We start from the raw sequence: 17,772 nt of genomic DNA on the forward strand, positions 1-17,772 counted from the left end.
GACCCCTCCTTACACCACGTCCGGGAGCGCATCGATAAACTTATCCAGCGTAATGGGGTAGTCCCGCACCCGCACGCCCGTTGCGTTATAGACGGCGTTGGCGATGGCGGCGCTGACGCCGCACAGCCCCAGCTCGCCCACCCCTTTGGCCTTCATGGGGGAGGAGACCGGGTCGGTATCGTCGAGGAAGATCACCTCCTGGTGAGGGATATCCGCATGAACCGGCACCTCATAGGTCGCCATATCATGGTTGACAAAAAAGCCGCGGCGCGTGTCCACCGCCAGCTCTTCCATCAACGCCGCCCCCAGCCCCATGGTCATCGCCCCGATCACCTGGCTGCGCGCGGTTTTCGGGTTAAGAATGCGTCCGGCGGCGCAGACCGCCAGCATGCGGCGCACCCGGATCTCGCCGGTGGCGATATCCACCCCCACCTCGGCAAAATGGCCGGCGAAGGTCGACTGCTGGAAGGTTTTGCCGAGATCGCCAAACTCGATTTTATCCTCGGCGGTGAGCGGCCCGTCAGTGGCCGCCTCGGCCAGCCTCGCGCTGCGCCCCTGTGCGCGAATGGTCTCATCGGTAAACTCCGCGGTATCTGGATCAAAGCCCAGCTTCGCGGCGATCGCTTCCCGCAGCTTCACGCAGGCGGCATACACGCCCGCGGTGGAGGTGTTAGCTCCCCACTGCCCGCCGGAGCCAGCGGAGACGGGGAAAGTGGAGTCGCCAAGGCGAACCTCAACCTTCTCCAGCGGCAGGCCGAGCATCTCTGCGGCGGTCTGGGCGATAATGGTGTAGCTGCCGGTGCCGATATCGGTCATGTCGGTTTCCACCACGACGCGGCCGTCGGGCTGAAGGTGAACGCGCGCGCCGGAGGGGGCTACGATGTTGTTACGCAGGCCCGCCGCCATCCCCATGCCGACCAGCCAGCGGCCGTCGCGCACCTGGCGTGGCGTGGCGTGACGCTGCTGCCAGCCAAACTTCTCCGCGCCCGTGCGCAGGCAGGCGATAAGCTGCCGACGGGAGAAGAACCGCTCCGGATGGGCGGGGTCGACCTGGGTATCGTTAAGAATGCGAAACTCAACAGGATCGACGCCCGCTTTTTCAGCGATCTCGTCGATGGCAATCTCCAGCGCCATCTGCCCCGACGCATCGCCGGGGGCGCGCATGGCGTTACCTTCCGGCAGGTTGAGCGTCGCGAGGCGAACACCGGTATGCCGGTTGGCTCCGGCGTAAAACAGATCCGTTTGCGCGACCGCCGTCTCCGGGGTGCCGCCGGGCAGGTTGCCTGACCAGCTTTCATGGCCGATAGCGGTGATTCTCCCCGCCGGATCGGTACCGATGCGGATATGCTGAACGGTCGCCGGGCGGTGGGTGGTGTTATTGGGGATACTGGGGCGCGCCAGCATCACCTTCACCGGGCGATTGGCCGCCCGCGCGCCAAGCGCCGCCAGCAGCGCGTCGCTGCGCAGAAAGAGCTTGCCGCCGAAGCCGCCGCCGATATAAGGCGAGATGAGCCGCACTTTTTCCGGCTCCAGGCCGAGCGTTTTTGCCAGATCGGTACGCCCCCAGTTGATCATCTGGTTGGAGGTCCAGACGGTCACGCTCTCTCCCTCCCAGAGGGCCATCGACGCGTGCGGCTCCATTGCCATATGGCTCTGGTCGGGCGTCGTGTAGGTGACGTCAAGCTTCACCGCCGCGGCGGCAAAGGCGGTTTCCATATCGCCCGTGGTTTTGTCTGGCGTATCCTCCGGCGGCTCGGTCACGGAAGGCTTTTTCGCCGCCAGATCGTAGTCGCCCGGCTCGCACTGGTACTCCGCTTCCACCAGCGCCGCGGCCGCCCGCGCCTGTTCAAAGGTTTCGGCAACCACCAGGGCGATAGCCTGATGGTAGTGTTCGATCTCCGGCCCGCCCAGCAGCGGAGCGGTGTTGCGCTCCCCTTTGTCGAGCGGCCCGGCGTTATCGGCGGTGACCACCCCCAGCACGCCCCGCGCATTCTCTGCCGCCTCAGTGTGAAGCGCGGTGATGCGCCCTTTGGCGATGGCGGAACCCACTACATAGCCATAGGCCGGATTAGGGGCTTTGTCGTGCCATTCATAGGCGTAATGGGCTGTGCCGGTGGTTTTCAGCGGGCCATCAATGCGATCGCGCGGCTGGCCCACCACCTTCATCTGGTCAATCGGGTTATTTCCTGCCGGTTTTTCAAATTTCATCTTTAGCTCCTCGCTTCCGACAGCACCGAGGCGAGCGTCCGCTTCGCCAGGGTCAGCTTAAAGGCATTCTCTTCCGTGGGACAGGCGCTGGCGAACAGCTGGTCGTAGACCGCCTGCGCCCCTTCCGGCAGCGCGGCGTCAGCCGCCTCCAGCCGCCAGGGCTTATGGGCCACTCCGCCGAGCGCCACTCGTCCGCTGCCGTCGGGATGGACGATGGCGGCCACCGAGACCAGGGCAAAGGCGTAAGAGGCGCGATCGCGCACCTTGCGGTAGATGTGCGTGCCACCCGCGGGCGGCGGCAGGGTGACCGCGACGATCAGCTCTCCCGGCTCCAGCACATTCTCCAGGTGCGGCGTCTCGCCCGGCGCGAGATAGAAGTCGGCGACGGGAATCGCTCTTTCGCTGCCGTCAGGTTTCACCGTCTCTACTACCGCGTCCAGCAGCCGCATGGCGACCGCCATGTCGCTGGGATGGGTGGCGATGCAGGCCTCGCTTGCCCCCACCACAGCGAGCTGGCGGCTGTATCCTCCCAGCGCGGCGCAGCCGCTGCCGGGCTGGCGCTTGTTGCAGGGCTGGTTGGTGTCGTAGAAATAGGGACAGCGGGTACGCTGCAGCAGGTTGCCCGCGGTGGTGGCCCGGTTGCGAAGCTGGCCGGACGCCCCGGCGAGCAGCGCCCGGGAGAGCACCGCGTAATCGCGCCGCACGCGTTCATCGGCGGCCAGATCGGTATTGCGCACCAGCGCGCCGATGCGCAGGCCGCCCTCCGGCGTCGCCTCGATGGTATCCAGTCCAAGATGATTGACGTCGATCAGATGGACAGGGGTTTCAATCTCCAGCTTCATCAGATCGAGCAGATTGGTTCCCCCGGCGATAAATTTCGCTCCGGCGGTGCGCTGCGCGCTGGCCGCCGCCTCGGCGGGGCTGTTCACGCGCTCGTAGGTAAAGGCTTTCATGATTTCAGCTCCCCGGCGGCTTCTTCAATGGCGGCAAGAATATTGGAATAGGCTCCGCAGCGGCAGATGTTGCCGCTCATGCGTTCGCGGATTTCGTCCTCCGTCATTTCTGGATCGGAGACCAGATCGAGGGTGACGTGGCTGGGAATACCCTCTTCCAGCTCCTGAAGCATCGCTACCGAAGAGCAGATCTGCCCCGGCGTGCAGTAGCCGCACTGGTAGCCGTCGTGTTTCACAAAGGCCGCCTGCATGGGATGGAGATCGTCCGGCGTGCCCAGCCCTTCAATGGTGGTGATCTCCGCATCCTGGTGCATCACCGCGAGGGTCAGGCAGGAGTTGAGTCTGCGTCCGTCAACAATGACGGTGCAGGCGCCGCACTGACCATGGTCGCACCCCTTTTTGGTGCCGGTGAGGTGCAGATTTTCACGCAGCGCATCCAGTAGCGTGGTACGGGTATCCACCTCCAGCTGCTGGCGCACGCCGTTGACGGTAAAGGCGACCGACGCCGTTTCGGGCGGCGGAGTGGTGCTGGCCTTCGGCGACTCAGGCCGCGTCGGGTTAACATCGGAACGATCTTCAGGTCTATTGCCCAGGTTGCTCATACCAGGCCTCCAGTAAAAAAGAAAAAAGAGAAGAGGTCGCTGTGCGACACATTTTTTAAATATTAAGCATAGTCGGCGCGGGCAGCGGGATTGCTCAGAAATCCCGCATTCGCTGTTAAAGCAGAGAGTTCACTGGCGCAGAAGGGCTGCGGTTACGGGCGTTCAGAGGGGCGCGTCGCCGGCGGCGGAGACTGAAGCGTGCTGGAAAAGGCCTGCAGCGCGTTAAAGAGCGGGGCGGCTTTCTGCCACGTCTCGTCATCACCCAGCATCTTAATAAAGCCGGTTACGCCGGGGGCGTGGTGTTTTTCCGGCGCGGCGCGGGTGGCCGTCATCGCCTCCACCCCACGGGTGAACGCCGTCAGCAGATGGCTGAGCTGTTCCGGTGGAATTTTCGAGAGCGCCACCAGCAGGATAGAGAGGTTCTGGATGCCGGTCTGCGAGCCGGGCTGGTTAATGCCGTCGACCACCATTTTGGCAATCTGGGTGTTGGCTTTAACCACGTCGTTCGCCATGCGCAGAAAGCCATGGTGGTGCAGATTTTCCAGCAGATCGCTCAGCGCGTCGCCAGCAGAAGGTTCTTTCTGTTCCCTGGAAAGATCGTAATTGGTGGGGTCAGCCATCAGCATTTCTCCGTCATTAAGAAAAAGAGATGCTAATGAGCTTAGTCAGTTCTGCTTAAGCCTGGCGGGGTGAGGAAAAATTAAGCATCTGCTACGCCGGTTTTGAGACGATTCCGGCTATTTACTCCACCCTGAGCTTGCCGAAGCGGACGATTCGCGCCCGGCCCAGCTCTTTCGCGCGGTAGAGCGCGGCGTCGGCGGCGCGCAGCAGGTTGTCGCTCTGGGCATGCTGCGGGTAGCTTGCCACCCCGGTCGAGACGCTCAGCGGGCCGATCTCCGCCAGCCCGAAGCGCACCGTCAGCGCGCGCACCGCCTCGTCGATGCGGGTGGCGCAGGCGAACGCCGCCTCTTCATCCGCCCCCGGCAGCAGGATCAGAAACTCCTCGCCGCCGTAGCGGAAGGCCATTCCCGTATCGCGCGCCGTTTGCCTGACAACCGCCGCCACGCTTTTAATCACTTCATCTCCCGCTTCGTGGCCGTAACGGTCGTTAATCGATTTAAAATGATCGATGTCGATCATAAGGCAGCTTAGCGGGGCGTCGCTGCGCATCGCCTGGCTCATCTGCGTGCGCAGAATATCTTCCAGATGGTAGCGGTTGCGCAGCCCGGTGAGCGGATCGTAGAGCGCTTTCTCCTGCAGGGCGTCGCGTAGCCGCTGGTTTGCCAGCGCCAGCGCCAGCGCTTCGGCCATCAGCTCCAGGTAGGCGCGGGCGGCGGCGGTATCGGCGGTGATGTTCTGGAACGAGAGCAGGCCAATCGCCTCTCCCTGGGCAATAAGCGGGATGCACAGCGCCTGCGCGGCGACGCCTTCCGGCAGGTGATAGCAGGTGACGTCGGGCTCGCCGTTTACCGGAGGATGGCTCTGACCGCGGCGTACCGCCCAGCAGTGGTCGGGGTGAAAGGGGGCGGGTGAGCCCTGGGGCGACAGCCATTCTGCGACGCAGCGCAGCTCCCGGGGATCTCGCTCCAGCACGTAGAGCCGCCCGGGGATCTCGGGGGCGATATTTGGCGCAAAAAGCCGGGCGATATTCACCACGTCGTCGAACGATTCGCAGCCCTGCAGCCGCTGCGTCATGCGCGCCAGCAGGGAGCGGATCGCCCAGTCGGCGTCGCGCTCTTTCTCCAGCCGCTGCCGCGCCAGACCATTCTCACGAAAAATGCGGATCGCCTGCGCCATATCGCCAATTTCGTCCACATGGGTGAATGCCGGGGCCTCCACCGCATAATCCTGCGAGGCGAGACGGTTAACCACGTCGCTCAGCCTAACCACCGGGCGCAGCACACGGCGCTTCAGGATAAAGGCGAGGACAAATAAAAAGAGCAGGGCGGTCAGGGCAACCATCACCTCCGAGAGCAGCCTCAGTTTTTGTGATTTCTGGGTCGCCTCGTTCACCACCGCCTGCGCGCGGCTGTCCAGCATCTGGCGGAAATGGTCGATCTGGCCCTGCATCTGTTCCAGCTCCTGCTCATAGGCTCTGCTGTAGAGCAGGCTAATCGCCTGGCGCGTGTCGCCGCGCTCCGCATGGGCGAGGGCGGTTTGCTGTTCGTCCAGCAGCGCATCCCCAAGCTTCAGTCCTTCATGCAGCAGCGCCAGCTCTTCCGCTGACGCGCCGATGTCCTGTAGCGAGGCCAGCCGCTGCTCGATGGTTCGCATCGCCTTCGCCTTCTGGCGATACTCCGACAGCGTCGCCGGGTCGGGGCTGATGATATACAGGCGCGCCAGATCGGAGAGCGCCCAGGCGTCGATCTCCACCTCTGCGCTGAGCTGGTCGAAAAGCTGCCGCTGCGCGACCGCCTGACGCTCGGCCTTATCCGCGCCGGAGGCCATCAGCATGGCAACGCCGCAGGCGAGGGTTAAACAGACCGTGGCGCCGTAGGCCCAGTTGGTAATGGTGGAAATGCGCACCTGTATTATCCTTTTGCGGCGAGTGGAGGATGAAAGAAAGTATGTGTGAAAACAAAATGGCGGCGCAAGGCCGCCAGGATGCCGGATAAAAGCCCGCTAAACCTGCGGCGGCTTTTTACCCTCTTCAATAAACGCCTCGTCGATCTCATCCACGTTACCGGCGTGATCGCGACCGGAGAGCAAGTTCCAGCAGGCGATAAACAGGGCGGCAATCAGCGGGCCGATGACAAAGCCGTTGATGCCGTAGATCTCCATTCCGCCCAGGGTAACGATCAGGATCAGATAGTCCGGCATTTTGGTATCTTTCCCCACCAGTAGCGGGCGCAGAATATTATCCACCAGGCCGACCACGACGACGAAAAAGCCGACAATAAAGAAGCCCTGCCAGAGCTGATGGGTGGCAAAGAGGTAGATGGCCGCAGGCACCCAGACGATGGCCGAGCCCACGGCGGGCACCAGGGAGAGAAACGCCATCAGGGCGCCCCACAGAATGCTGCCGTCGATACCGACAAAGTAAAAAGCGAGCCCGCCGAGCAGCCCCTGCACAACCGCCACCACGGCGGTGCCTTTAACCGTCGCCCGGGAGACCGCCACGAACTTGGCGAACAGGTGCTGCTTCATATAGTCCGAGAGCGGCAGGGAGGCGAGGATCTGATTGACCAGATAGGGCCCATCCTTGAGCAGGAAGAAGAGCAGGTAGAGCATGATGCCGAAGCTGATGGCAAAGCCAAAGGTGCCCTTGCCAATCAGGAAGGCGCTGCCCGCCAGATATTGCCCCCCTTTCAGCGCCACGTCGGAGAGCTTCTTCTGGATCTCCGCGGCGTTAGCCAGATTATGATCCGCCAGGAAGCTGTTGGCCCAGTCGGGCAGACGCGCGAAAAGACCCGCAATGATCTCCGGGAACTGGGTATTGTTCTGCTGGAGCTTGGTGTAAACCACGTTAAGCTCAATCGCCAGCGAGGAGAGGATCACCGTCAACGGAATAAAGACAATCAGGCAGATAATGCCGATGGTCAGCAGCGACGCCAGCCCGTTGCGATCGCCAAGCGCCGTGCGCAGCCTGTTTTTCACCGGGTTAAAGATGATGGTCAGAATGGCGGCCCAGAGAATGGCGGAGAAGTAGGGCGAAAGCACATCGAAAAAGGCCCACGTGACGAGCGCGAGGATAAAAATGAAAAAGCCTTTGGTCAGTCCGTTAAATCGCATCGAGAGATCCTGATGATGAATAATCACTGTGGACTATAGAACTCTTTAAGATATTTACCAACAGGATGGATTTCCGCACAGGGAGTTATGACCTCTGTTCATAGCCCCATCCCATTTTCTGCTGATTATTCATAAGCGCGTTCTGTGTATGATCCCCGCCCCCTGAAACGATACCCGGTATGCTATGACTCCCACCAAAACCACTGGTTTGCCCTTTATTCTGATCCTCAGCGCCCTGATGGCTTTTACTTCGCTCTCTACGGATATCTATCTGCCCGCGATGCCGAGGATGTCGGCGGATCTGCAGGGGAATGCTGAACTGACGATCACCGGTTTTTTAATCGGCTTTGCGATTGCCCAGCTTATCTGGGGACCCATCAGCGACCACCTCGGTCGACGCATTCCGCTTTTTATCGGGATGGCGCTGTTTGTGATTGGCTCCGCAGGCTGCGCGATGGCGGACACCATCACCGATATCGTCTTCTGGCGTGTCTTTCAGGCGCTGGGCGCCTGCACCGGACCGATGCTGGCGCGGGCGATGATCCGCGATCTCTTCAGCCGCACCCGCGCCGCGCAGATGCTCTCCACGCTGGTAATTATCATGGCTATCGCCCCGATTGCCGGGCCGCTGATGGGCGGACAGCTGATTAAGTTCGCCTCCTGGCACGCCATCTTCTGGCTGCTGGTGGTGGTGGGCGTGCTGATGTTCGCCTCGCTCTGGTGGCTGCCGGAGACGCTGAAAGAGGAGAAACGGGTTAACGCGTCGGTGAAGGGGGCCTTTAAAAACTACGCCTCGCTGCTGCGTAACCCGAAATTTATGCAGTACACCCTGAGCCTCACCAGCTACTACGTGGCCGCCTATGCCTTTATTACCGGCTCGCCTTTCGTCTATATCCGCTATTACGGCGTGGCGCCTGCCCACTATGGCTGGCTTTTTGCGCTTAACGTCCTCGGGGTGATGGGGATGAGCGTGGTGAACCGCAGGTTGGTCAGCCGTTATCCGCTGGAGCAGCTGCTGAGGTATGCCACCGCGCTTGCCGCGGCGGCGGCGGTCACCATGGCCGCCTGCGTCTGGCTCCACGCGGGCGGGCTGGCGCTGATGGTCGGGTTGATTTTCCTTTTCTTTGCCATGAACGGCATCATCGCCGCCACCTCCACTGCCGCCGCGCTGGACGCCGTTCCGGGCAGCGCCGGTTCCGCCTCGGCGCTGATCGGTTCGTTGCAGTATGGCAGCGGGATTGTCTCCTCCCTGCTGCTGGCAACCCTCAGCGATGGAACGCCGTGGACGATGGCGTGGATCATCGCTCTCTTCGCCGTGATCGCCATGCTGCTGGCGCAGAAGCGGTAACCGCCGGGCCCGCGGGTAGCTTTTTGATGGCAATCACGGTATAACAGACCTTCTTTGGATGTTTAGATGTCCATACGTATGGAAGGTGATATGCAAACAGAACAAGAAAATGGGCAGCTTAAACGCACCATGAAAACGCGCCATCTGATCATGCTCTCGCTGGGGGGCGTGATTGGCACAGGGCTTTTCTTTAATACCGGTTACATCATCTCCACCACCGGCGCGGCGGGTACGCTGCTGGCCTATCTGATTGGCGCCCTGGTGGTCTGGCTGGTGATGCAGTGTCTTGGCGAACTCTCGGTGGCGATGCCGGAGACCGGCGCGTTCCATCTCTATGCCGCCCGCTACCTTGGCCCGGCGACGGGCTACGTCGTGGCGTGGCTCTACTGGCTCACCTGGACCGTGGCGCTTGGCTCCAGCTTTACCGCCGCCGGATTCTGTATGCAGTACTGGTTCCCGCAGGTGCCCGTCTGGATATGGTGCGTCCTCTTCTGCCTGGTTATTTTCGCGCTTAACGTCATCTCTACCCGCTTCTTCGCCGAAGGGGAATTCTGGTTCTCGCTGGTTAAAGTGGTCACCATCATCGCCTTTATTATTCTCGGCGGGGCGGCGATATTCGGCTTTATCCCCATGCAGGACGGCTCCCCCGCGCCGGGGCTTGCCAACATTACGGCGGAGGGCTGGTTTCCCCACGGCGGCCTGCCGATCCTGATGACCATGGTGGCGGTTAATTTCGCCTTCTCCGGGACCGAGCTTATCGGCATCGCCGCCGGGGAAACGCAAAACCCGCAGAAGGTGATCCCGGTCGCCATTCGCACCACCATTGCCCGCCTGATTATCTTTTTTATCGGCACCGTGTTTGTGCTGGCGGCGCTAATCCCGATGGCGCAGGCGGGGGTGGAGAAGAGTCCTTTTGTGCTGGTCTTTGAGAAGGTCGGTATTCCCTACGCGGCGGATATATTCAATTTTGTAATTCTGACCGCCATCCTTTCGGCCGCCAACTCCGGCCTTTACGCCTCCGGGCGCATGCTCTGGTCGCTGTCGAATGAGCGTACGCTGCCGCGCTGCTTCGCCCGGGTCAATAAAAACGGCGTGCCGCTGACCGCGCTGTCGGTGTCGATGCTCGGCGGGGTGCTGGCGCTCTTTTCCAGCGTGGTGGCTCCCGATACGGTCTTTGTGGCGCTGTCGGCCATCTCCGGCTTTGCGGTAGTGGCGGTGTGGTTAAGTATCTGTGCGGCGCATTTTGTTTTTCGCCGCCGCCATCTGCAGTCCGGCCAGCCGCTCTCAGCCCTGCATTATCGCGCCCCCTGGTATCCCTGGGTGCCGGTGCTGGGCTTTGTACTCTGTCTGGTGGCGTGCGTGGGGTTAGCTTTTGATCCTGACCAGCGAATCGCGCTTTACTGCGGGCTGCCGTTTGTCGCCCTCTGTTATGGCGCCTATTACTTCACTCAAAATCTGAAAACGCAGGAGCCTGAACATGCCGCAGAATAATCCCCTTACCGCTCTCCTGGATAAAGCGCCTTTTGTGGTGCTGGACGGGGCGATGGCAACGGAGCTGGAAGCGCGCGGGTGTCAGCTGGCAGACAGCCTGTGGTCCGCCAAAGTGCTGATGGAGAACCCGGAGCTGATTCGTGAAGTGCATCTTGACTACTATCGCGCCGGAGCGCAGGTGGCGATCACCGCCAGTTACCAGGCGACACCCGCCGGGTTTGCGGCGCGCGGGCTGGATGAAGCGCAGTCGCGCGCCTTAATCAGCAAGAGCGTCGAGCTGGCGCGCAAGGCGCGGGAGGCGTATCTGGCCGAAAACCCGCAGGCGGGAACGCTGCTGGTGGCCGGCTCGGTCGGGCCGTACGGCGCTTTTCTGGCGGATGGGTCGGAATATCGCGGCGATTATGTGCGTAGCGCGGAGGAGTTTACCGCCTTCCATCGCCCGCGCGTGGAGGCGCTGCTGGATGCCGGGGCCGATTTGCTGGCCTGTGAAACGCTCCCCAGCGGCGCGGAGATTGCGGCGCTGCTTGCCCTGCTGGCGGACTATCCCCGCGCCCGCGCGTGGTTCTCCTTTACCCTGCGCGATAGTGAACACCTGAGCGACGGTACGCCGCTGCGCGAGGTGGTCGCGCTACTGGCGAACGCGCCGCAGGTAGTGGCGGTGGGTATCAACTGTATCGCCCTGGAGGAGACGACCGCCGCGCTGGAGCACCTGCAGAGCCTTACCGAGTTGCCGCTGGTGGTCTATCCCAACTCCGGTGAGCATTACGACGCAGAGAGCAAAACCTGGCATCACCATGGCGAAGCGTGCGCGACGCTGGCGGACTATCTTCCCCGGTGGCTGGCGGCAGGGGCGAAACTGATTGGTGGCTGCTGTCGCACCACGCCAAAGGATATTGCTGAACTAAAGGCGCGGCGCTGACGTTATTGCCGGGTGGCGCTGTGCTTACCCGGCCTACGTGGCTGACGTTATTGCCGGGTGACGCTGCGCTAACCCGGCCTACGAGAGGTTCACATTGTAGGCCGGGTAAGGCGTAGCCGCCACCCGGCGAGGCATTAACGCAGGATCTGCTTCTCGGCCAGATCGAGCGCAAAGTAGCTGAAGATCAGATCCGCGCCGGCGCGTTTGATGGCGCCGAGGCTTTCAAGGATCACCTTCTCTTCATCAATCGCGCCCGCCTGGGCGGCGAATTTGATCATCGCGTACTCGCCGCTCACCTGGTATGCCCCCAGCGGCAGGTCGGTGCGTTCGCGAATGTCGCGCAGAATATCGAGATAAGCGCCCGCCGGTTTTACCATCAGGCAGTCGGCGCCCTGCGCTTCATCCAGCAGCGATTCGCGGATCGCCTCCCGACGGTTAAGCGGGTTCATCTGATAGGTCTTGCGATCGCCCTTCAGCGCGGTACCGGCCGCTTCACGGAACGGGCCGTAGAAGGAGGAGGCGAACTTGGTGGAGTAGGACATGATGGCGGTATCGGTAAAACCAGCCGCGTCCAGCGCCTGGCGAATCGCCTGCACCTGACCATCCATTGCCGCCGACGGCGCGATGAAATCTGCGCCCGCCGCCGCCGCGACGACTGCCTGTTTGCCGAGATTGAGCAGGGTCGCGTCGTTATCGACGCCATGCTCGCACAGCACCCCGCAGTGGCCGTGAGAGGTATATTCGCAGAAGCAGGTATCGGACATGACGATCATCTCCGGCACCGTCTCTTTACAGATCCGGGACATGCGGGCGACCAGACCCTCTTCTTTCCAGGTGTCGCTGCCGGTGTCATCGGTGTGATGCGAGATGCCGAAGGTCATGACCGAACGGATCCCTGCGCGGGCAATACGCTCGATCTCACGCGCCAGATGCTTTTCCGGGATACGCATCACGCCCGGCATCGCATCGATGGCTTTGTAATCATCGATCTCTTCTTCAACAAAAATAGGCAACACCAGATCGTTTAAGGTCAGTGTTGTCTCTTCAAACAGAGCGCGCAGTGCCGGTGACTTGCGCAGGCGACGGGGACGAGCAATTAAATCGGTCATGGTATGCCTGACGTTTGTAGAACACGAAGAGCCAGTGTAACGCAAACGCGGTCGAACTGTTTTACTAAAATTGTCCTTAACCTCATCACAATGAATGTTTCCGCATTAATCCAAAATTTTAGTGAATAATTTGTCATTTGGTTCTGCCGAACATTAATCACGTAATAAACAGGGTCGCTGCGCGCGTTACGTGGCGAAATAGCGCGACGTAATCGTTTCCATTTTACCTGAAGATAAAAGGATTAATTGACGTTGTTAATATGTCAGCTTCTCTTCAATTATTTTTAATTTTAGTTGATTTGAAATGATAAATAAGTTTCAAAAATCATTGATCCTCAATAGAAAACAGCGTGAATTAAGAGTGGGTATTCTATTAAACTTTTGATTTTAAATGAAAATTGCAGTAGTTTTATTTTTTAAATATGTCGTGGCTTATGCCATTTGTCTGATTCCGTACTTATTTGAAAGATTCATTGAACCATCTTTAGAGGACTGCATAATTCACACCGCAATATGATTACGTTGCAAGGATACTTGACGGACCAATTTGTATATGTCCCTGAGGAGGGATGATCCAATGCACATGTGGAAAAAGAAATTAGTTGTATCGCAAATAGCATTAGCCTGTACGTTGGCTATCGCTTCTCAGGCAAATGCTAAAGATATTTCTGGCACGACTTACAATACGTTTGGCTACGATAACACCGCGTCAACCCCGTGGTACTACGGTTATGCTGACTGGGACTACTCTGGGGCGTCTCATGACGGCGACATCTACCCGGTTGTCAAAAACTCAACGGTAAACGGCGTCATCTCAACTTACTACCTGGACGATGGTATTAACGGGCGCGCAAACTCTCTGAGCATCTCCAACAGCACCATCAACGGCATGATCACCTCAGAGTGTATGACCTCGGCCTGCGCGGACGGCATCGATGAGGATGGCACTAACCATCAGCAATATGACCGTTTTAGCCTGACCGTCGATCACTCGACCATCAACGACGCCTACGAGCATTATGCGTACGATGTCACGAATGGCGATAAGAGTGAAACTCACTATCAGGATACCTATGCGCTCGGCAACGCCATCACCCTGGACGTTGAATCTGATATCGTTATTCAGAACAACTCGCACGTGGCGGGCATTACCCTGACTCAGGGCTATCATGAGCTGGATAATACGCCATACGATGGGAAGGAAGGGGTCGCTAACAGCGCTAACGTCTTTACCGATACGCTGGTGGTAAAAGATTCCGTTTTGACTTCCGGCGCTTACAGCGATCTGGGCACCACCGGGTTCTATGGCCAGAGTGCGAAGCCGAGCGACTACGGCGAAACCAACGCGACAGCGGCAGACGACGCGGCGCTGATCGTGACGGCGAACAGCGTGGATAACGCCATGCAGACCACGGCGACCTTCGATCACTCCACCGTTACGGGTGATATCCTCTTCACCAGCACCTTTGATAATAACTTCTACAAAGATGGCGATCCGGCCACCGACATCACCAATGATGGCGTTTACAACCCAACGACCAACGGCTGGGACGATACCGACAAGCTCGATGTGACCTTAACCAACGGCAGCAAATGGGTAGGGGCAGCGCAGTCAGACGTAGACGCTATCGGCACGACGCAGATGTACGGTTTAGGCTATACCGATGTTGACTGGCGCACCCTTTCACCGAACAGCATCTGGCCTGATTCAACCTTTGACAGCAACGGCCACGTTGCCGGCGAAGAGGTGTATCAGAGCGGCCTGTTTAACGTGACGCTGAACAACGGTTCAGAGTGGGATACCCGTAAGGTCTCCAACATCGACAAACTGGCAGTTAACAACAACTCTCAGGTTAACGTTGAAAAATCCGGCCTGCTGGCTGACTCCATTACCCTGACGAACGGCTCCTCGCTGAATATCGGCGATAGCGGCGCGGTGGCGACGGATAGCCTCTCTCTGAACAGCTACAGCCGTGCTGAGCTGACTGAAGAGACTGCCGAACTCTACGCCAACACCATCACCGTGGACAGCGGTGCGGAGCTGGCGCTGGGTCTGGGTCAGGTTGACACGCACAATATGGTGCTGACGGACGGTGGCGTGCTGAACGTTGCCAGCCGCGACTATGTGCTGAACAGCGACCTGAACAACGCGCGCTACGATACTAACGATCGCCATCAGGCGAAGTATGACTACGGCGTGGTGGCGATTAACTCCGATGGTCACCTGGCGGTCAACGGCGACGTGGCGGGCAACTATCAGGTTCGTATTGATAACGCCACCGGGGCGGGTTCCGTTGCGGATTATAAAAACAACGAGATCGTTCGTGTTTATGACAACAACGGCGACACGCGGGCCACTTTCACTGCGGCAAACAAAGCGGATCTGGGTGCTTACACCTATGAAGCGCGCCAGCAGGGCGACACCGTGGTTCTGCACCAGCAGGAGCTGACCGACTACGCGAACATGGCGCTGAGTATTCCGTCTGCTAACACCAATATCTGGAACCTGCAGCAGGATACCCTGGGCGCACGTCTGACCAATAGCCGTCACGGGCTGGCGGACAACGGTGGCGCATGGGTAAGCTACTTCGGCGGCAGCTTTGACGGCGACAACGGCGTGATCAATTACGATCAGGACGTGAACGGCATCATGGTCGGTCTGGATACCAAAATCGACGGTAACAACGCGACGTGGATCCTGGGCGGCGCGGCGGCGTTTGCGAAAGGCGATATGAGCGATCATTCTGGTCAGGTTGATCAGGATAGCCAGACGGCGATGATCTACTCTTCTGCGCGTTTTGCTAACGACGTCTTTATTGATGGTTCTATGAGCTATAGCCGCTTCGATAACGATCTCTCCGCCACCATGAGCAACGGTCAGTACGTTGACGGTGACACCTCCACCGACGCCTGGGGCTTTGGCCTGAAGCTTGGCTACGACTGGAAACCCAATGCTGCGGGCTATATCACGCCGTACGCCGCGATTTCTGGCCTGTTCCAGTCCGGGGATGATTATCGCCTGAGCAACGATATGCGTATGGATGGTCAGTCCTACGACAGCATGCGCTATGAAGCCGGTATTGATGCGGGCTACACCTTCAGCTACGGCGGCGATCAGGCGTTAACGCCTTACTTCAAGCTGGCATATATTTATGACGATGCCGGTAATGATGCTAACGTGAACGGTGACAATATCGACAATGGCGTCAAAGGATCGGCGTTACGTGCAGGTCTGGGTACGCAGTTCAGCTTTACCAAAAACTTTAGCTCTTACGCGGATGCGACCTACCTGGGCGGCGGTGATGTCGATCAGGACTGGGCAGCCAACGTGGGCGTGAAATATACCTGGTAACACCTGATGCGGGGAGAACATCTCCCCGCCTTTTAATGATGATAATTTTAAAACAGAACCGATATACAGGGATAATTCGAGGTCAGCATGCGCCCTGAAGAGAAACCCCTTTCTGAATTTAAACTGCTAGAACATTGCCTGAAGGCCGAAGGCACCCCTTTTAAAACCTCTTCACATCAAATCATTCAAAATAGCGATTGCAGGGATGAACCCTGTACGTTTGTATTACAAGCGGGCGTGATGGCGATCCACCGACAACCTGACGAATTGCTTCTGGGTATTTCCCGCGCGCCCTTTATTTTGGGGCTCACCGCAGGAATGATGAATAGCCAACAAACTTACACCCTGATTGCCCATACTGAATGCAGCGGTTTTTATCTCCCGGCTGCGACCACTCGCTACCTGATCCATCAAAAACAGCTGTGGCGGGAGGCGTTTTGCTGGCTTTCATGGATTAACGGCATCATGGAGAAACGGGATAAAGAGCTGGTAGGGAATAACTCCTACAACCAGATTCGTGCCCTGCTAATAGATATGGCGAACTGGGACGAGACGCTGCGCGAAAAAATCGGCGTCATGAACCATATTCAGCGCAGTACGCGGATATCGCGTTCGGTTATTGCTGAGATCTTAGCCGCGTTGCGGCAGGGAAATTATATCCAGATGAGCCGGGGCAAGCTGATCAGAATTAATCGCCTGCCCTCGGACTACTAAACTGTTCAGGTCGCGGGGATGACCCGGGCTTTATTTTCGCTCAGTTCGGTCACAAGCTTATTAACCCCGTCGCTCATGTTAATGAAGCGGGTGGTTGGCGAACGGGTAACGACCACAAAGGCACCCACGTTATATTGTGGAATCATCGCCATATAGGTGATAAACCCGCCGCCGCCGCCCGTTTTTTGAATGATACCCGGGCGACCCTCTTTCGGCGCCATATAGACCCAGCCCAGACCCAGCGCGTCAGCTTTCCCCGGTACGTCCATGCCGATAACCCGGTGCAGCTGATTGCGTTTGTAGATCAGCGTCTGCATGCGGTCAGCCTGGTTGCTGCGGGCGTAAAAATCGGAGGAGAGAAACTGCTGCATCCAGCGCATCATATCCCCGGGAGTAGAGTAAACCCCACCGCTCCCGATGGCTGCCAGCGTATTATTGCAAGGGCTGGCTCCTTTTTCGGCAACCATCAGGCGCTTACACTGGTCCGGGGAAGGGGTGAAGGTAGTATCTTTCATCCCCAATGGACGGGTGATCTGCTCTTCAAAGAGCTGAGGGTAGGGTTTTCCCGCTGCCGTCGCCAGCGCATCCGCCAGCAGATCAAACGCCAGGTTGGAGTAAGCGGCCTGCGAGCCGGGGGCCGCTTTCAGCGTCGCGGTGGAGAGATATTTCCAGCGCTGTTCGCGCGTCGGCCAGACAAAAACCGGGCGATGCGGTGCGCCGCCCGGCTGCTCACGCGGCAGGGCGCTGGTGTGAGTCGCCAGGTTGACCAGCTCAATGGGCGTCCCCTGATAAGTCGGCACGCGCGCGCCGGGCGGCGCATATTTACTTAATGGATCGTCGAGCCGTACCACGCCTTGATCAAGCAGCTTCACCAGCATTTCGCTGGTCATCAGCTTGGTTAACGACGCGATGCGGATAACAGAATCGAGCTGCGGGTGCACATTGTTGCCCGGGCGAGTTTCACCGAAGCTGCGAAAAACGCGCTGATTGCCGTCAATCACCACCAGCGCCATGCCGGTGGCGCCGCTGCCGTAGTAGATCAGGTTGGCGTAACGGTCGGCAATGTCGGAAGCGAGTTCAGGCGCCGTCAGCGGCTGAGCAGCCTGCGCGGCGTTCAGCGTAAAGGCAAAGAGTGCGGCAAGAGAAAACAGACAACGTTTCAACGAAAGCATCCAGGTAGTGAATGAAAAATCTTAAGCGTATTTATACTACTAAACGGCCCGTTGCAAAGGACCAATCAGCATAACGATAGCGGGAAAAGCGTAACCGTGGGTTAATTACACAATTTTATACTCAGTGAATCTCCCATTTTGTGACTTCGGGCTTATGATAGGCCCTTCAGGC

The 17,772-nt window shown here is 59.0% G+C and carries 13 protein-coding genes; 5 read left to right on the forward strand and 8 right to left on the reverse strand.

What is annotated here, in order from left to right; all coding sequences use genetic code 11:
- Positions 1–9: 9 nt before the first annotated feature.
- From paoC to BN3796_RS09710, 6 genes are all read right to left on the reverse strand, one after another.
- Complete coding sequence (paoC, locus tag BN3796_RS09685) at positions 10–2,208, reverse strand: aldehyde oxidoreductase molybdenum-binding subunit PaoC (protein ID WP_061708142.1); 2,199 nt, start codon at positions 2,206–2,208, stop codon at positions 10–12.
- 2 nt (positions 2,209–2,210) lie between these two features.
- Positions 2,211–3,161 carry an FAD binding domain-containing protein gene (locus BN3796_RS09690; RefSeq protein ID WP_061708143.1) on the reverse strand — a complete coding sequence of 317 codons (951 nt, stop codon included), beginning with the start codon at positions 3,159–3,161 and terminating at the stop codon, positions 2,211–2,213.
- The gene (gene paoA / locus BN3796_RS09695) at positions 3,158–3,763 is read right to left on the reverse strand and encodes an aldehyde dehydrogenase iron-sulfur subunit PaoA (protein ID WP_081430649.1); all 606 of its coding nucleotides are present in this window, start codon (positions 3,761–3,763) and stop codon (positions 3,158–3,160) included. Before paoA ends, BN3796_RS09690 begins: the two co-directional genes overlap by 4 nt.
- A 152-nt stretch (positions 3,764–3,915) precedes the next feature.
- Positions 3,916–4,383: a hypothetical protein gene (locus BN3796_RS09700; RefSeq protein WP_073885203.1), complete on the reverse strand. Its 468-nt coding sequence runs from the start codon at positions 4,381–4,383 to the stop codon at positions 3,916–3,918.
- 121 nt (positions 4,384–4,504) lie between these two features.
- Positions 4,505–6,289 carry a diguanylate cyclase gene (locus BN3796_RS09705; protein ID WP_061708145.1) on the reverse strand — a complete coding sequence of 595 codons (1,785 nt, stop codon included), beginning with the start codon at positions 6,287–6,289 and terminating at the stop codon, positions 4,505–4,507.
- A 96-nt stretch (positions 6,290–6,385) separates the two neighbouring features.
- Positions 6,386–7,495, reverse strand: a complete 1,110-nt coding sequence (locus BN3796_RS09710) for an AI-2E family transporter (protein WP_061708146.1) — start codon at positions 7,493–7,495, stop codon at positions 6,386–6,388.
- Between the two features lie 184 nt (positions 7,496–7,679).
- On the opposite strand from BN3796_RS09710, the gene BN3796_RS09715 reads away from it, so the two are divergent.
- The 3 genes from BN3796_RS09715 to mmuM all read left to right on the forward strand — a co-directional run bounded on the left by BN3796_RS09715 (position 7,680) and on the right by mmuM (position 11,253).
- Positions 7,680–8,843: a multidrug effflux MFS transporter gene (locus BN3796_RS09715; protein ID WP_061708147.1), complete on the forward strand. Its 1,164-nt coding sequence runs from the start codon at positions 7,680–7,682 to the stop codon at positions 8,841–8,843.
- Positions 8,844–8,933: 90 nt separating this feature from the next.
- A complete protein-coding gene (gene mmuP / locus BN3796_RS09720) occupies positions 8,934–10,334 on the forward strand; it encodes an S-methylmethionine permease (RefSeq protein ID WP_061708148.1) in 1,401 nt (466 codons plus the stop codon).
- A complete protein-coding gene (mmuM, locus tag BN3796_RS09725; RefSeq protein ID WP_061708149.1) occupies positions 10,321–11,253 on the forward strand; it encodes a homocysteine S-methyltransferase in 933 nt (310 codons plus the stop codon). Before mmuP ends, mmuM begins: the two co-directional genes overlap by 14 nt.
- Positions 11,254–11,387: 134 nt before the next feature.
- On the opposite strand, the gene hemB is transcribed toward mmuM, so the two are convergent.
- Positions 11,388–12,362 (reverse strand): porphobilinogen synthase, encoded by a 975-nt coding sequence (gene hemB, locus BN3796_RS09730; protein ID WP_061708150.1) that lies wholly within the window; start codon positions 12,360–12,362, stop codon positions 11,388–11,390.
- A 577-nt stretch (positions 12,363–12,939) separates the two neighbouring features.
- Here hemB and BN3796_RS09735 point away from each other — a divergent pair.
- Positions 12,940–15,714: an autotransporter outer membrane beta-barrel domain-containing protein gene (locus BN3796_RS09735; protein ID WP_061708151.1), complete on the forward strand. Its 2,775-nt coding sequence runs from the start codon at positions 12,940–12,942 to the stop codon at positions 15,712–15,714.
- Positions 15,715–15,801: 87 nt separating this feature from the next.
- On the forward strand, positions 15,802–16,428 hold the full coding sequence (locus BN3796_RS09740; protein ID WP_061708152.1) for a helix-turn-helix domain-containing protein: 627 nt from the start codon (positions 15,802–15,804) through the stop codon (positions 16,426–16,428).
- A gap of 5 nt (positions 16,429–16,433) precedes the next feature.
- Here the strand turns inward: BN3796_RS09740 and ampH are convergent, their stop codons facing one another.
- Complete coding sequence (ampH, locus tag BN3796_RS09745; RefSeq protein WP_061708153.1) at positions 16,434–17,591, reverse strand: D-alanyl-D-alanine-carboxypeptidase/endopeptidase AmpH; 1,158 nt, start codon at positions 17,589–17,591, stop codon at positions 16,434–16,436.
- Positions 17,592–17,772 lie beyond the last annotated feature (181 nt).

Origin of the sequence: Pseudenterobacter timonensis (genome assembly GCF_900021175.1) — a bacterium.
GTDB classification, from domain to species: domain Bacteria; phylum Pseudomonadota; class Gammaproteobacteria; order Enterobacterales; family Enterobacteriaceae; genus Enterobacter; species Enterobacter timonensis.